The 15,272-nt window shown below is 45.1% G+C and carries 15 protein-coding genes and 1 tRNA gene; 11 read left to right on the forward strand and 5 right to left on the reverse strand.

Going from position 1 to position 15,272, the window contains the following annotated elements; translation table 11 throughout:
* Positions 1-84 precede the first annotated feature (84 nt).
* The 3 genes from JGK11_RS28480 to JGK11_RS28490 all read left to right on the forward strand — a co-directional run bounded on the left by JGK11_RS28480 (position 85) and on the right by JGK11_RS28490 (position 1,801).
* Complete coding sequence (locus tag JGK11_RS28480) at positions 85-558, forward strand: HlyD family secretion protein (RefSeq protein WP_293213819.1); 474 nt, start codon at positions 85-87, stop codon at positions 556-558.
* Between the two features lie 473 nt (positions 559-1,031).
* Entirely contained in the window at positions 1,032-1,430 is a 399-nt protein-coding gene (locus JGK11_RS28485) for a hypothetical protein (RefSeq protein WP_293213822.1), read from the forward strand.
* Between the two features lie 14 nt (positions 1,431-1,444).
* A complete protein-coding gene (locus tag JGK11_RS28490) occupies positions 1,445-1,801 on the forward strand; it encodes a hypothetical protein (RefSeq protein WP_293213825.1) in 357 nt (118 codons plus the stop codon).
* 66 nt (positions 1,802-1,867) lie between these two features.
* On the opposite strand, the gene JGK11_RS28495 is transcribed toward JGK11_RS28490, so the two are convergent.
* Positions 1,868-2,311, reverse strand: coding sequence for a hypothetical protein (locus JGK11_RS28495; RefSeq protein ID WP_293213828.1), 444 nt, complete (start codon positions 2,309-2,311; stop codon positions 1,868-1,870).
* A gap of 191 nt (positions 2,312-2,502) precedes the next feature.
* Between JGK11_RS28495 and JGK11_RS28500 the strand changes: the two genes are divergently transcribed.
* Positions 2,503-3,897: an NB-ARC domain-containing protein gene (locus tag JGK11_RS28500; protein ID WP_293213831.1), complete on the forward strand. Its 1,395-nt coding sequence runs from the start codon at positions 2,503-2,505 to the stop codon at positions 3,895-3,897.
* A gap of 19 nt (positions 3,898-3,916) precedes the next feature.
* On the opposite strand, the gene JGK11_RS28505 is transcribed toward JGK11_RS28500, so the two are convergent.
* Together JGK11_RS28505 and JGK11_RS28510 are read right to left on the reverse strand one after the other, a co-directional pair.
* Positions 3,917-4,327: a putative toxin-antitoxin system toxin component, PIN family gene (locus JGK11_RS28505; protein ID WP_293197387.1), complete on the reverse strand. Its 411-nt coding sequence runs from the start codon at positions 4,325-4,327 to the stop codon at positions 3,917-3,919.
* Positions 4,317-4,541, reverse strand: a complete 225-nt coding sequence (locus JGK11_RS28510) for a hypothetical protein (protein WP_293193522.1) — start codon at positions 4,539-4,541, stop codon at positions 4,317-4,319. The genes JGK11_RS28505 and JGK11_RS28510 overlap by 11 nt, the downstream gene beginning before the upstream one ends.
* 110 nt (positions 4,542-4,651) lie before the next feature.
* On the opposite strand from JGK11_RS28510, the gene JGK11_RS28515 reads away from it, so the two are divergent.
* The 3 genes from JGK11_RS28515 (at position 4,652) to JGK11_RS28525 (ending at position 6,814) form a co-directional block, all read left to right on the forward strand.
* Positions 4,652-4,819: a hypothetical protein gene (locus JGK11_RS28515; protein ID WP_293213833.1), complete on the forward strand. Its 168-nt coding sequence runs from the start codon at positions 4,652-4,654 to the stop codon at positions 4,817-4,819.
* A gap of 42 nt (positions 4,820-4,861) precedes the next feature.
* Complete coding sequence (gene xth, locus JGK11_RS28520) at positions 4,862-5,647, forward strand: exodeoxyribonuclease III (protein WP_293213835.1); 786 nt, start codon at positions 4,862-4,864, stop codon at positions 5,645-5,647.
* A 291-nt stretch (positions 5,648-5,938) separates the two neighbouring features.
* Positions 5,939-6,814: an SDR family oxidoreductase gene (locus JGK11_RS28525; protein ID WP_293213837.1), complete on the forward strand. Its 876-nt coding sequence runs from the start codon at positions 5,939-5,941 to the stop codon at positions 6,812-6,814.
* Positions 6,815-6,924: 110 nt separating this feature from the next.
* On the opposite strand, the gene JGK11_RS28530 is transcribed toward JGK11_RS28525, so the two are convergent.
* Positions 6,925-6,998: transfer RNA gene (locus tag JGK11_RS28530), tRNA-Pro, on the reverse strand.
* Positions 6,999-7,096: 98 nt separating this feature from the next.
* Here JGK11_RS28530 and lipA point away from each other — a divergent pair.
* From lipA to JGK11_RS28550, 4 genes are all read left to right on the forward strand, one after another.
* A complete protein-coding gene (lipA, locus tag JGK11_RS28535; protein WP_293197393.1) occupies positions 7,097-7,966 on the forward strand; it encodes a lipoyl synthase in 870 nt (289 codons plus the stop codon).
* A 1,155-nt stretch (positions 7,967-9,121) separates the two neighbouring features.
* Positions 9,122-10,390: an RNA polymerase sigma factor SigC gene (gene sigC, locus JGK11_RS28540; protein ID WP_293182930.1), complete on the forward strand. Its 1,269-nt coding sequence runs from the start codon at positions 9,122-9,124 to the stop codon at positions 10,388-10,390.
* A gap of 447 nt (positions 10,391-10,837) precedes the next feature.
* Positions 10,838-12,133, forward strand: a complete 1,296-nt coding sequence (locus JGK11_RS28545) for a hypothetical protein (RefSeq protein ID WP_293182933.1) — start codon at positions 10,838-10,840, stop codon at positions 12,131-12,133.
* A gap of 361 nt (positions 12,134-12,494) precedes the next feature.
* Entirely contained in the window at positions 12,495-13,022 is a 528-nt protein-coding gene (locus JGK11_RS28550; protein WP_293147815.1) for a transcriptional repressor, read from the forward strand.
* A gap of 175 nt (positions 13,023-13,197) precedes the next feature.
* On the opposite strand, the gene JGK11_RS28555 is transcribed toward JGK11_RS28550, so the two are convergent.
* Positions 13,198-14,778: a peptidoglycan-binding protein gene (locus tag JGK11_RS28555; RefSeq protein WP_293197395.1), complete on the reverse strand. Its 1,581-nt coding sequence runs from the start codon at positions 14,776-14,778 to the stop codon at positions 13,198-13,200.
* Between the last annotated feature and the right edge of the window lie 494 nt (positions 14,779-15,272).

A 15,272-nucleotide genomic window follows, 5' to 3' on the forward strand; every position in this document is an offset into this window, starting at 1 on the left:
GTCTCTTTAAATAACACTTTGAGTGAGTCTGTAAGTTTCAACATGGCTTCAGTTTAGTTCATTCAGTCCGGGACGATTTATTTTTTGGAAGTCCCTAAGGCTGCGATCGCCCAATCGGAAGCTGCGGTTAAAGACGCTCAACTGCAACTTTCCTACACGAATATCACCGCACCCGCCGCCGGACAAATCGGGCGCAAATCGGTTGAAGTGGGGCAGCGGGTGCAGTCGGGAACTCCGTTAATGGCGATCGTCAGTAACGATTTATGGGTAATTGCTAACTTCAAAGAAACGCAATTAGCAAACATGAAACCAGGCCAAAAAGTAGAAATCAAATTAGATGCTTTTGGTAGCCGCAAATTTGAAGGCCGTCTTGATAGTTTCTCCCCTGCTTCTGGCGCTCAATTCTCCCTATTGCCTCCAGACAATGCAACGGGAAACTTTACCAAAGTAGTGCAGCGGATTCCGGTGAAAGTTGTGTTTGATGCCGACAGTATTAAAGGTTATGAATCGCGAATTGCACCAGGGATGTCTGCTACTGTAAATGTTGAACTGAAATAAAGTCAGGATTTACGCAGGAAATCATGTAACCTCTGCACTGCCATTCCCGTCAAGATGAATGTCGAGCCTGGTATAGAAGTCCCTCTCTCCGATTAAAACCTCATAGTTTGTGGGTGTGTATTGCCAGCCAGCGATTGGTGCGATGGCTTACCAGAAAGAATTGGTTTAAAGCCTCTCTTTTTTAGGGAGAAATTAAAATCAGACGATTCATTACTCCAATCCTCTGACTTCCAGGTAGAGGTCGCTGTCAACTGTCAACTGTCAACTGTCAACTGAATGAAGCCCCACTTCGCGACGACTCACTTTACCTCATCGTACTGCTACGCAATCAGTAATCAATCGGCTGGCTACACGCGCTTTTTCAGAAAATGGGAGACGAAGGGCGATCGGGCTTTTGCTATCATGCCTGACTCTCTTGACCTATCGTCAGCAATAACTATGATATAATATAGAATACGATCTTTGTAAAAGCCATGTCTCAAGCAACATTAACTGATGTTTCCTTAGATCCAATATTAGAGCGTTTGACGCAACTTGCCAAACTAGAACCTGACTGGGATTCTTATGGTGCATTAGCAGTTTCGCCCGTTGCTTTTGTAAAAGCCTGTCAGTTGCTCATTCATGTCAAATACTCTCTTTCGCCTTTAGTTGGCGAGCGAATTTTACCCTATGATGCAGCACCAATTGCTAATGGTAGCCTACAACTGGAATGGCGGAGTTTACACGGCAATCTAGAAGTGGAGATTAAACCTGATATGAGTTTCAGCTATCTACTAATTAAGGGAGAGGGAAGCGAGAGAAAATTTGAGGAGAAAAACGAGGTATCATTATCTGAAGTCCTGAATGTGGTATCTCAGCTATTGATTCCCTAAGTCAGGATGAGATAATGCTAGAAGAAATTGCAGACAATGATATTCTTTATCGTCGGATTCCTAATGTACATATTTATGAGAATGGTACTGTAAAATCAGTTGCTTTCCAGGTGAGAGGAAAACCTGATAACAGTATCTCAGTTGAGTTGGCGAGGCTAACAACTCCCCAAGAAGTTTTAGCTGGTGCGAAAAATCCTGATACTACTAAGGTGGGTGTTTTGGTAGCAGGATATGCTCGTTCTTTAGGTTTCATTATCCAGCATGACCCCTTGCAGGATAATCCAGCTCATTGTCTTATGGAGGGGGAAAACAATAAAGTCAAGTGTAAACTCTTGGCTGAGGCTACAACTATTTTAACTTTGCCTGAATAAAGGCGATCGGGCTTTTAGACAAGTTGGGAAAGGAGTTTTTAAGACTCTGTTTCCCACTTCTCTTAGTTAATAATCTACATCGTAGTTCGTCTTCAAATCAACTTTATCCCCCCCATACCCATTTGTTGCGCCCACTAAACTAAATGTAAAAGAGCAAACTCCTGACGCAAAGGGAGACTTGTTAGGAAAGTCAATGTAGTTTTGACCTGTAGAACCCCTTGAAATATCTCTTGTCCCACTAAGCGGTTTATTATCGCATGTCGTCGCTGTCCATCTAATAGTAGCAGAAGAGCGTTCAGTCATTAGATTTACATAAAACCCACCTATTCCCCAAGCATCATTTGGTTTGAAATAGGTAGGATAGTCGCAAATTGTTTGATTTACCGAACAGCTCCCAGATTTTTCAGGCCCAGGCCATCGCTCTCCCGCTCGTGCGATTGAAGCGAAAGAAAAACTCGAGATGAAACCAACAAACAACAAACCCATTTTTAAGCCGTGCATCAGTTTCATTACCTTTTGGTGTCTACTAAGTATAAATTTTTCCCTAGATACTAAAGCTTGTCAAGCCATATAAAGCCATATTTAGTAGGGAATTTCTCTTAATATCTAGGTCAGAAAAAGTCATATTTAGCTGGTCAAGCTTGAAAAAGTCATATACAGTTACGCTATAATCAGGTCAACCCCTTGTATTTGCGTGACTAATGGACGTTGAAGAAGCATTAAAATTTACAGACCATCTAGCTTTAACTACTACGGGAAAACACTTAGATAGTCTGCAAAAAGCTATACTGCGCGGCGCTTGGGACAATCAGAAATATAAGGAAATTGCACAGCATCACAACCGTTCAGAGAAATATGTTAAAGAAGTTGGTTTCAAATTGTGGAAGCTTATGTCAGTTGCATTAGGTGAGGAACAAGTATGTAAAGCAAACTTTAGAGCTAAATTGGAAAATTTACAAGCTTCTAATATTGTCTCACTCGTCGGGAATGGCTGCATCCATATTGGCAACATCTCTGCTGAAAGTTTGCACTCCCCAGAAGCCTCACAATCTGAACCGCAAGACAAGGATAAGTTTAACGAAAAAATAAGCAATTCCGAACCTAAAATACATTTAGACTTAGGCGATGCACCAGAACCCAACCTATTCTATAACCGCACATCCGAACTCACCACCCTCGAAAACTGGATTTCAAGCCGCACCCGCCTCATCACCATCCTAGGCTTATCCGGTATTGGCAAAACCGCCCTGACACTCCAACTAATCCCACAAATTCAACACGAATTCGACTGCATCATCTGGCGAAGCCTCCACAATGCGCCACCCCTCCAAACACTCCAAACCGAATTAATTCAATTCTGTAGGGGCGGTGCCCCCGTGCCCGAAGAAAGGGCAACCACGGGGGGATTGCCCCTACTAGAATATTTGCGTTCCTATCGTTGCTTACTAATCCTCGATGATATCCAAACCATCTTTAGCAGCCAACAACTCGCAGGCAACTACCAACCAGGCTATGAAAATTACGGCACATTCTTCAAACAAATAGCCGAGTCATCCCACAACAGTTGCCTCATCCTCCTGAGTTGGGAAAAACCCAGAGAAATAGCCGCTTTAGAAGGCGAAAACCGCCCCTGTAAATCGCTGCAACTCAACGGTTTAGGCCCCGAAGCACAAGAAATATTCAGAGAAAAAGGTTTAGCAGAACCGGAGAAATGGTCAGAACTAATCGACCTTTACCGAGGCAATCCCTTATGGTTAAATATAATTGCCACATTGATTCAAGACTTATTCGGCGGCAGCGTTTCCGAATTCTTATCCTATGATACCCTATTCTTAGGTGACTTAGAATCACTATTGGAGCAGCAGTGCGATCGGCTAACCGAACCAGAAAAACAAGTGATATCCTCGTTAGCTAGTGAAGCTGCACCAGTTGAAATATCAAAAATTTCAGCCCATCTCGAATTATCCCCATCAGCATTATTACAAGCTGTGCAATCCTTGGGACGGCGTTTATTAATTGAAAAAGTGAAACAAGGTCAGAAAACACTTTTCACACTCCAGCCTGTATTGATTGAGTATCTGAAAAACCAGCATTAATAACTGACTGAGTTGGCGATTAACTAAATCTATCAATAAACATATCGGGAGTAATAATTTCTACTGTCCTAAAAGGATTTAATATCAACAAATCCATATCCCCCGTAACAATTATATTGGCATTACCACTAACAGCCAACTCTAAAAACTTATTATCTTTTTCATCTCGACACACTGCGATTTTTTCGGTAATAGAGACTAACTGAGAAGAACTGATAAATTTCAGCAAAAATACCTTTCTGTCCTCTAAAGAAAGATACTTGTTAAACTTTTGACGATTCAGAACTTGCTCTAATTCTTTTAAAGTCGCTTCAGAATATAAAATTATTCCTTGTTTTTCTGCCAATTCGATCGCCCGAAATGGTACTGAGGTTTTAAAAAGCAAAGCACTGATTAAAACATTAGTATCGATCGCAAATCTATTCGTCATTATCGGCTAAAATCTCCTGTAATATTTCTGGTGTCAAGCCGCGCTGTTGTGCTTTATCAGAAATTTCTGCCATTACCTCTGTTAAAGTTTTGTTGTGTAAATTTTCTCTCAAAAACAATTGAATGATCGAGCTTAACTGTTTCTGAGTCTCAGGAGTAGCCCCTTCAAACGCCTTCTTAATATCTTCATCAACTTGAATTGTAATTGTTGTCATAACTAAAAAAATAAAAACTTAATAAGAAAACAATTTCTTGCTTAAATTTATTGTATCACAGGGTGTGAAGTTCAATTTCTAGGAAGAGCCCATATCCCTCAGCTTGCGCCATGCTATCAGCCAAATCTGCCTCAATGCGCTTACGTGCGATTCACGCTCGGGATAGCTTCGCCGATCGCACATCCGAACTCACCAGCCTCAAACTGTACTATACTATAGAGCGTCGCGGTTGCGACCATCACTCACGACCATCCCGATCGCACTCCGATGCAGAGTAAATCTAAAATCTAAAATCGACTAATCTATTACTTACTATAATAATGAAAATCGCCACCTGGAACGTCAACTCAATTCGCACCCGCCTCGAACACGTTACTAACTGGTTGCAAACCAACCAAATAGACGTTCTCTGCTTGCAAGAAACCAAAGTTACAGACAAAGACTTTCCCCTGCAACCCTTCCTCGACATCGGCTACAACTGCTACATCTCCGGTCAAAAATCCTACAACGGCGTCGCTATTTTTAGCCGATCGCCCCTGTCACAAGTCAGCGCCGGATTTGCCCCCATTCTCGGCGACGCAACCGTCGGCAGCTTCGACGAACAAAAGCGCCTCATAGCCGGGGTTATAGACGATATTTGCATCATTTCCGTATACGTTCCCAACGGTTCCGAGGTTGGTTCCGAGAAGTATCAATACAAACTGCATTGGCTCAAACTGCTGCAAGAATACCTGAAAATAGCACTAGACAAATCGCCCAACCTGTGCATTTGTGGCGACTTCAACATCGTACCGGACGATCGAGATATATACAATCCCAAAGCTGCTGCAAACTCCGTTGGCCTATCAATACCCGAACGCCAAGCATTAACAGAAATCACCGAATTAGGATTAAGCGACCCCTTTCGCAAATTCACCTCAGAAGGCGGACATTATAGCTGGTGGGACTATCGCGCCGCCGCATTTCCCCGCAACAACGGCTGGAGAATCGACCACCATTATCTCAGCCCTCCCCTCTACGAAAAAGCCAAAAACTGTACAATAGATATTGCTCCCAGAAAATTAGTCAAACCCAGCGACCACACTCCCGTAATTGTCGAAATTTGAATTATAAGTTATAAATAAAACTCAGGTCAAAAACCCTGTTTCTAAGCTGTTGTACATTTAAATTATGGGCAAATCATCAATCATAATATTGTGGAATGGGCTTCTAGCCCGTTCCAAATATACCATTTAAATGCGCGACAGCTTATCCTAAATCTTAGGTTTAACAACCAGAGATTTAAGAAACTGGGTTTCTCAAACCCCTTGCAGAAGATTCCTTCTTCAATCCGTTAAATCCGCTACAAAATCCGTTGCCGAACTTTCTTCTCCCATAACAACCAACCAACAAAAATCATGTTCTTAGTAACCGGAGCAACAGGCGCATTAGGCCGCCGAATAGTACGAGAAATCAGACAGCAAGACAAACCTGTCCGCGCATTTGTTCGCCTCGCTTCTGGCTACTCAGAACTAGAAAACCGAGGCGCCGAAATTTTTATCGGCGACTTAAAACAAGACAAAGATATCAAAAAAGCTTGCCAAGGAGTGCAGTACATCATCAGCACCCACGGCACCGGCGGCGACGTACAAGCAGTACACTACCGTGCCAACATAGAACTGATCGACTGCGCCAAAGAAGCCGGAGTGCAGCACTTTGTATTTCTTTCGGTACTGGGAGTCGATCGCGGATACGAAGATTCAGCAGTATTCAAAGCCAAGCGAGAAGTCGAAAAATACCTGCAAAACAGCGGATTAAATTATACCATTTTGCGGCCAGCCGGTTTTGCTTCCAGCTTGTTACCGCTAGCAGAAAGATTTCGAGAAACCGGACTTTACCTGCTGATTGGCGACGGCAAAAACCGCACCTCTGTTGTCAGTACCGACGACTTAGCAAAGATTTCCGTAGACTCGCCAACAGTAGAAGGTGCGCGCAACCAAATTTTACCAGTCGGCGGCCCCGATGTGCTGACCAGAGACGACATTGCCCGCATTTTTGGCCGCTTATTCAAGCGCGAACCGATCGTAATTAACCCGCCAATGGTTGTCTTTGACGGATTGCGAAATGCCGTGGGTTTATTGAACCCTCAAGCTCAAAAAGGCTTGGGAACTTTGCGGGTATTGCTGGCTAACGAGTTTTTCTGCACTCCCGAAGAAGTCCAGCACTTAGAATCTATTTACGGCATGAGAATGGAATCCCTAGAAAGCTTTTTGCGGCGCAATTTGAGCGTTTAAAAAACTCGTTCGCAGTTGCGCTTATTTCTCGTTACCAGGCAGAGCCTGGTAATGAATATCCAGAGGCTCTGCCTCGAAATTGCTGCGGAATATCCGATTTACTTTAACAATCGGGATGACAGGATTTGAACCTGCGACCCCCTCGTCCCGAACGAGGTGCGCTACCAAGCTGCGCTACATCCCGAAATTAGTCAATAGATTTTTAAGATATCACATTTAAGTCAAAACTTAGCCACCTCCTAGTATAATGTTTTGTAAAACACTACTCAGACGGAGGCAGGCGTGACAGTTAAGCCCCAGTGGTTGCGAGTTAAAGCCCCCCAATGGGAGCGCGTCGGCAACGTCAAAGAAATTTTGCGGGATTTATCCCTGAATACGGTTTGCGAAGAGGCTTCGTGTCCGAACATCGGCGAATGCTTCAACGCAGGTACTGCTACATTTTTGATTATGGGGCCGGCTTGTACCCGCGCCTGTCCTTACTGCGATATCGATTTTGAGAAAAAGCCCCAAGCTTTAGATCCGACGGAACCCCAAAGATTGGCGCAGGCGGTGCAGCGACTCAAACTCAATCACGTTGTGATTACTTCTGTTAACCGCGACGATTTGCCGGATGGGGGCGCGTCTCAGTTTGTCGAGTGCATTCAAGCTGTACGATCGACAATGCCCGATACAACTATAGAAGTTTTGATTCCCGACTTGTGCGGCAACTGGCAAGCTTTAGAAATTATTCTCGCAGCCCGGCCCGAGGTACTCAACCACAATACCGAAACCGTAAAGCGACTTTACCGCAAGGTGCGGCCGCAAGGAAAGTACGATCGCACCCTGGAACTATTGCAACGCAGCCGCCAACTCGCACCGGGCGTTTATACCAAATCCGGGATTATGGTGGGACTGGGAGAAACAGATGCCGAAATTCGCGAGGCGATGCAAGACTTGCGGGCTGTTGGCTGCGATATTTTGACCCTGGGACAGTACCTGCAACCGACTCAAAAGCACTTGAACGTTGAAAATTTTGTGCCGCCGGAACAGTTTGATGCTTGGAGAAAGTTTGGCGAATCTTTGGGATTCTTGCAAGTTGTCGCTTCTCCCTTAACTCGCAGTTCCTATCACGCCGAACAGGTGAGAGAATTGATGAAACTTTACCCGCGCTAGTAATTTAAGTTTAACTGAACTGGCGCGAGAGAGAATGATTGTCACTCAAACTCGATCGGGTAACAGCATTGTTAAACAGTTGACAGTTGACAGTTGACAGTTGAGTGCGAAGTGATAAGAACGGAGATTTAAACTCCGCTCTTATCACAATCTGCCGACCTGAGTAAGGGCTTCAAACCCATGCTATTCGGTGACAATTTAACCTAGGGAAGCATTTGCTCCTCAGCAATTATACTTACAGCTTGCTCTAATTTTGGGTGAAAAACTGAGATTTAGGCGATCGATATAGCTGCAAGCTTCCCTAACGTCCGGAGTGCCATATCGATCGCCCCTCGCCCCCAAATTGCGAATTTTACACTCCTAAAAAAACAGTTTTTTCGGTAATCTTACTGATTGACAAATGCAATGCCATTCTTGACTTTTCACCAATAGGTAACGGCGAGGAAAAACCTACGCTTTCTGTGCCAGCGGGAGTTCAAAAGACCCGGTTTTTGATGCCGATCATATTGGGTGAGGTTAAATGGGAAGCCCCAGCCAACACCAAAAAAGTTATAGATCGATCGCCACATCCAACTCCCAACCTACGCCAAATACATCGATTAACCGGGTTTTTTCCTGGAATTCCTGGGTTGAAATGCCGAATTTTTGTCAGGAAACCCGGTTTTTCCCTTAACTGCCAACTCGATAAGGGAGACTCAAAAAACCATGAATCTCATATGGTGCAAGGGATTAAGCTTCCTGTGAGCTGTGGGGTATTTAATCAAGAACCCCGAATTATATAAAGTTTTATTAAAAAAATCCCTATTTTGGCGAAGTGATCGGGAACGAGGTTATTGGTGATGAAGATTAACTTAACTTCTGACCTTGGTCACTTGTTTATAGCCAGTCTCTATCTATACTAGCTATATAAACAAAGAAGTACAACGCACTTTTCGGGGCTTCAAACTGTTACATCAGAAAGTTCTTAGCGTTTTCCCGAATCTTGGTAAAACAAGTGGGGCAGCCAAAGCTCGATCTCTCCAACAGCACAAAAGTCAGAAAAGTTAGTAAAGAAACAAACAGCGGTGATGCTTCGTCTTAACAAAGTGGGCATCATAATTATAAATAACCGCTAAGCGTAGCATCTTTTCACCCGGAGCCATTGAGAAAATCACTATGCCAGCCACCTCTTTTTACGCTCAAGCTGAATTCGACGAACAACTGCGAGTCAATCCCTTGCAAGATGTAGATGTGTTGGATGAAGATGCTGAAGAAGCTGGAGACGAACCCATCGACCAAGACTCAGCAGAGACTGAAGATGCAGACACAGCATCCAAATTGCAAAAAAACGCTAGCCGCCGCACTACAGATTTAGTGCGCCTGTACTTACAGGAAATCGGTCGGGTGCGTCTCTTGGGTAGAGACGAAGAAGTCTCCGAAGCTCAAAAAGTTCAGCGCTACATCAAATTGCTGGAATTGCGCAACACCGTCGCTTCCCAGGAAGAAGGGCTGATTCAAAGCTTCGTGCATTTAATAGAAGTGCGCGATCGCCTGTCTGCACAATTGGGACACAAACCTTCCCTGGAACGCTGGGCATTAACCGCAGGCATCAGTGACGTGCCAGAACTCAAGCGAATTATGGCCGAAGGCAAGCGCCAGTGGGCAGAATTGGCCGAGATGACGGTAGAGGCGATCGAAAAAATTCAAGCTGAAGGCATCGAAGCTAAAGACCACATGATTAAGGCGAATTTGCGCCTGGTGGTTTCCGTGGCAAAAAAATATCAAAATCGCGGTTTAGAATTGCTCGATTTAATACAAGAAGGTACTCTCGGACTGGAACGAGCTGTCGAAAAGTTCGACCCGACGCGGGGCTATCGGTTTAGCACATACGCCTACTGGTGGATTCGCCAGGGAATCACGCGGGCGATCGCGACTCAAAGCCGCACCATCCGCCTCCCCGTCCACATCACCGAAAAACTTAACAAAATCAAGAAAGCCCAGCGCAAAATATCTCAAGAAAAAGGTCGCACAGCTACGATCGAAGATATCGGCGTCGAATTGGACATGACTGCCGCTCAAGTTCGGGAAGTATTGCTGCGAGTTCCTCGCTCTGTTTCTCTGGAAACTAAAGTGGGCAACGAAAAAGATACAGAGTTGGGCGACTTACTCGAAACCGACAGCATCTCGCCAGAAGAAATGCTGATGCGAGAAGCTCTGCACCGCGACTTGCAACAATTGTTGGCAGATTTGACTAGCCGCGAACGAGATGTTATTCTGATGCGCTTTGGTTTGGGCGACGGACACCCCTACTCCTTGGCAGAAATCGGTCGAGCTCTGGACTTGTCCCGCGAGCGAGTCCGCCAAATTGAAGCCAAAGCTTTGCAAAAACTCCGCCAACCCAAGCGTCGCAACCGCGTGCGCGACTATCTTGAGTCTCTGACTTAAATTAGCTGGTGTGCATTTACTGACAAATAGGGTTTAAGGCTTCGTCCTTATAGGACGGCTTTCATCATAGGGTATGTATTGTGGATGCGCGAGATCTAAAAATCCGGTCTCAACTCTAGAATCCCAAAACAATCCTATAGGTTGAGGCATCAACCTATAGGGCTAGGCAATATCAAACAAGCGATGCTTGCTTTGTCTGTTTGAATCCAGAATCCCGATTCCTCAAGGTTCGGGAGTATGTCAGTGTATTGGTAATGTCCGTTTCTGGATCTAGGTAGAAGGCAGAAGACAGAAAGCATAAAGCAGAAGAAAAAATTATTACTTCTACACGATTTCTCTGTCTAATTACTAGAAACACGAATATTGGAGTATATTGGGGTAAGTCAATAGATCGGCTTTGCAACTTGATTTGAAAATCAGAGTTCAACAAACATCTCAGGTCGAAAGATGCTAAAACCTCAAAAAGGATTTTCCATTGCCACTAAGTCAGTCAAGGCGAAATTGCTTCGTTCTGGTTTTGATATGCAGCCAACTAAGGCAGCCTATAACGAGATAGTTCATTTCTATTTCCTACTAATTGCCGAAGCTCCTCAAGGCATCCTGACAAAAGAAAATGGAGGCTGGCGTTACTACGAGCTACTCACGGCTAATCATCCTTTCGTAAAAGGCTTTCCTTCTGGGATGAAGAGAGCAGCCATCAGGCAAGCAATTGGTGCTTATAAAAGCTGGAATTCAACCTATCAAAAATGGTTGAATCGCCCAAAAAGGCTCAAGCACCACAAGCCACCGCTCCATCAAGGAGCGTTTAACTTTAACCCTCAGTACGATGCTGGGATGTGGAAAGAGGATGATGGTTTTTCTATTGTTCTAAAGATGCTGGTAGGCGATTCATGGAAGTGGATAAAACATCAGTATCAATGCCCTGACGTTCCGACCCAATGGGTAAAAGGCTCCCCTAGAGTGCAGGTTCAAAACGGTTCTTTGTGGATAGTTTTTCCACTTGAAAAATACGTTCCTGCTACGGGTGGCATCAAAGGAATCATGGCAAAAAGCACGTTTCGGACCTGCGGAATTGACATGGATCTCGACAAGTTCATCGTCATTGCTAGCATCCTAGAAACCAACGACAGAGGCGAAACGACTGAAGTCGCTAGACATTTCATTAACCAGTCGCGTCATGTAGCTCGTAGGAAGCGGAATCTAGGAAATATCGCCATCAAAATGGGCAAAACGGGAATCATTTCCCGTGGCTTTGCTAAAAAAGCATGGGACTCTTTATCTGCTGTGGAAATTGAATATTCAAGAGCCGTATCCCGCGAGCTTGTTGAGTTGGCCAATCATTGGCGGGCAAATGTGATTAGCTTTGAGCATCTGGGAAATTTGCGACCCAAACGCGGGAAATATTCAAGACGCTCAAATCAAAAACGTGCTTACTGGTTGAAAGGCAAAATCTATGAACAAGTCAAACGAATTGCTTATCAAGATTATGCAATTCTCACAACTCGCGTTAGTCCGATGAATACGAGCCGTCTTACCCCTTGGGGCGAGCCTGTCTGGAGAGGATGCAAATTCCCTTCAAGCCCGACTGAGTTTGATAGCTATCGACCGGGGGCTGCATTAGTAGCAACTGTGGATGGGTACAAAGCTCATAGTGGTTTAAATGCCGCTCGTAATGTGGCTCTAAAAGCAATTAAGCGCCATCTTTCAGAGGTGATGCTTCATCAAAAAAGCCTACAGCAGTAATGCTTGAGGTGTGCAATTAAACTAGAACGGTGTTTGGCGACTACCACTTTAATTGTACGAGGCTTGGGTAAACTGCCTAAAAATTCCTTTCCACTACGCTCTATTTGGTTGGGCTAGCCCCACAAACTGAAGGAAGCGACTACGGAGGAGTTGAAAAAGTGAACTATAGGTGGAATGTTGTGATTTATTCCAATTTACTCCAATTATGGGTTACTCTAAGGCTTTATGGTATGTGTGCCGTCAAAAATTATCAAAAACTAAATTTTTACCCCAAGCTTTTTTCAATAAGCTCGCATATTTGCAAAATATCTCGATCGCTGTGTATGATTGTCAATAGGCAGACTTTCTTGAGAGGGTCACTATGGCACTTTACACCGCGTCCTCATTCAAATCCGAACTCAATGACAAAGGCTGGCGGATGACTCCCCAACGGGAAACCATCTTGCACGTGTTTCAGAACCTCCCCAAAGGCAACCACCTGAGTGCGGAGGATTTGTACACTTTGTTAAAAAATCGTGGCGAAAACATTAGCTTGTCCACCATTTACCGAACTTTAAAGTTAATGGCAAGGATGAGCTTGCTCCGCGAACTCGAACTAGCTGAAGGTCACAAACACTATGAAATAAACCAGCCTTACCCGCACCACCACCACCACCTAGTCTGCGTTCAGTGCAACAGAACGATCGAATTTAACAACGATTCGATTTTGAAAATTGGCATGAAACAAGCTGAAAAGTCTGGGTTGCACCTGCTAGACTGCCAGTTAACGATTCATACGGTGTGCCATGAAGCTTTGCGGATGGGATGGCCGTCTTTGGTTTCCAGCAATTGGTCTTGTCCGAGGTCGATCGCTCAGAATGGCAACAGTGCCCCTGATGCAATCGAGTGAGAATACACTATTTTCGCATTTCAAGTACGGCTGGTTAGAATTATTAACGAAACTCGGCGCAAGTGTGATTCGCAGTTACGCCGAAACCGGGTTTCTGAAGGAAAATACATCATTTCCAGAATGAGTCGGAAACCAGAAACCCGATGGCTTTGACGTAACACCCGCAAGTCCGCTGCTAAAAAGTTTGGCTCAACAAATCCTCGCGACTTACCCCGTAACGGCGCACAGCTCGATCGAGCGCGTCTTTCGTCGGAGCATCCAAAACTCCGGTGACGGAACCCGTGTAAAAGCCGAGGCCTTGCAGCCGGGTTTGTAATTGCTGAATGCTCGATCGAGAATTGACACTGCTAATCGGCACAGCAGGAACAGTAACTCGCCCAGCTAACCCCTTTTGGATTGCGGCCAAAGTTGCCGGAGTGGCAATACCCGTAGCCGGGGACAAATTGCGCTCGCGTTGAAAGGACAGCACCGCCCACTCAGTCTCGGCTCCAAATACTCCATTCACCGGGCCAGGGTTTTTCCCCAGACTTCTGAGCGCAGACTGAAGCTGTCGGACACCAGGCCCAGTATCCCCCCGTCGCAGACCCGTTGCGACGGGCTGCTGCGGCTTTGCAGCCTGCTTGTTGGCTTGTCTCAAAGCCGATCGAGTGCTGCGATCTACTGTACCAGTCCCGGACAGCCCGCTATCTCTCTGAAATCCGATCAAAGCTTCTTGAGTTGGTCGATCGAACCAACCGTGAATCTGGCTCCTGTAATAACCCAATTGTTGCAGCCGCCGCTGCAACAATTCTACTTCTCGACCTGTGTCGCCCAAATCCAGAAAATCTCCAGCATTATTACTCTGATCGTCATTTTCTCCTGGATATAAAGTAATTTCAGCTTCCCTCATCTGGGCATCTATCGCCTTCAAAGTAGCAGTGTCAGCGCAGCCGTCAGAAACCAGATTGAAATCTTGCTGAAAACGAGTCACAGCGTAGAGAGTGCGTTCGCGAAACTTGCCGTCAATGCCGCCCTCAAAATAGCCTAAAGCTTTTAACTGCCGCTGGATCAAGTCTACCGTCGCCCCTCTGTCGCCGAACCGCAGCCCCTTGCAACCGCCATTTTCCGAAATATCAGGAGGAGTAACGGGGGGAGTTGGCCTGGTGGAAGCAAACAGCAAGGCTAAAGTTTGCCTGTCAGCAACTCCAGTCACCCGCAGTCGATTAATGCGCTGGAAGTATCTCACCGCATTGAGAGTAATTTCGCGAAAACTCCCTGTGGGATGCGTGTTGAAGTAGCCTAGCTCTTTCAACCTGCGCTGGAGAGCGGTAACATCTGCACCCGAGTCTCCATAACGCAGCTCGCTATAGCTATAGTTTGTATAAGTAGTTTTAAAAGGTCGATCGTCCTCGTCTAAACTGTTGAGCGCTATCACCGTAGATCGATCGGGCTTACCAGTCAGCGACAGTTGATAGTCTCGTTGAAAGTTAGTCAGAGCTTGTTTTGTTACCGGGCCGAGCTGACCAGTAGAAGATCTAGGAAAATAGCCAAGATCCCGCAATCTGTCTTGAACAGAGCGCAAATTGGGATTTCCTGGATCTATTTGAGCAAAAGCCGAACCGGCTGCGCTCAAAACCGACAGCATCAAAGCCAGAGACAGCAAACGGACATAAGTCTGAGTCGATAGGTTTTGCCACTTGGGAGGATCAAAAATTTTCAACTCTTGTGCGGGTGCTTCGCAAACAAGAGCAAGTTCGAGGTAGGCGAGAGATTCCATAAATTTTTAGTGTGAAATTGTGGCTGTGATGTACGAGCAAACTCAAGCTGAGCTTTGGGTTGCTCAGGATCTATCAAGACTAAGTTTTACCTGTTTGCGCGAAGCACCCGTGTTAAAAAAAAATGCCTTCAAAAATAATTACAGGTAACAACCACGATAGCATCGCTGTTTCGAGAGACGCGAGTGTCAGGAAAATAGTTTGCAGCCACATCTTAGCCTTGCTGAGGGAAAAATGACCAGTTTTTGGCTATTATTGGCTAAAAACAAAATTTTGTATTAGAAAAATATTAGTTGTTGACCAAAGAGCGAGACGCAAGCCCCTGGCTTTAGACATGGGGATAAGTCGGTAGCGGTTTCAACCGCCTTCTGTATTTAACAAAGCTTAATAAAGAATTAGCACCATATACAGCATCAAGCTGTATAACTATAGTATGAGTATTAAATACAAGTCAAACAAGAACATTGTCTACTCTTGCAAATATCATATTGTGTGG

The sequence above is a fragment of the Microcoleus sp. PH2017_34_RAT_O_A genome (genome assembly GCF_020737885.1).
Classification (GTDB): Bacteria; Cyanobacteriota; Cyanobacteriia; order Cyanobacteriales; family Microcoleaceae; genus Microcoleus.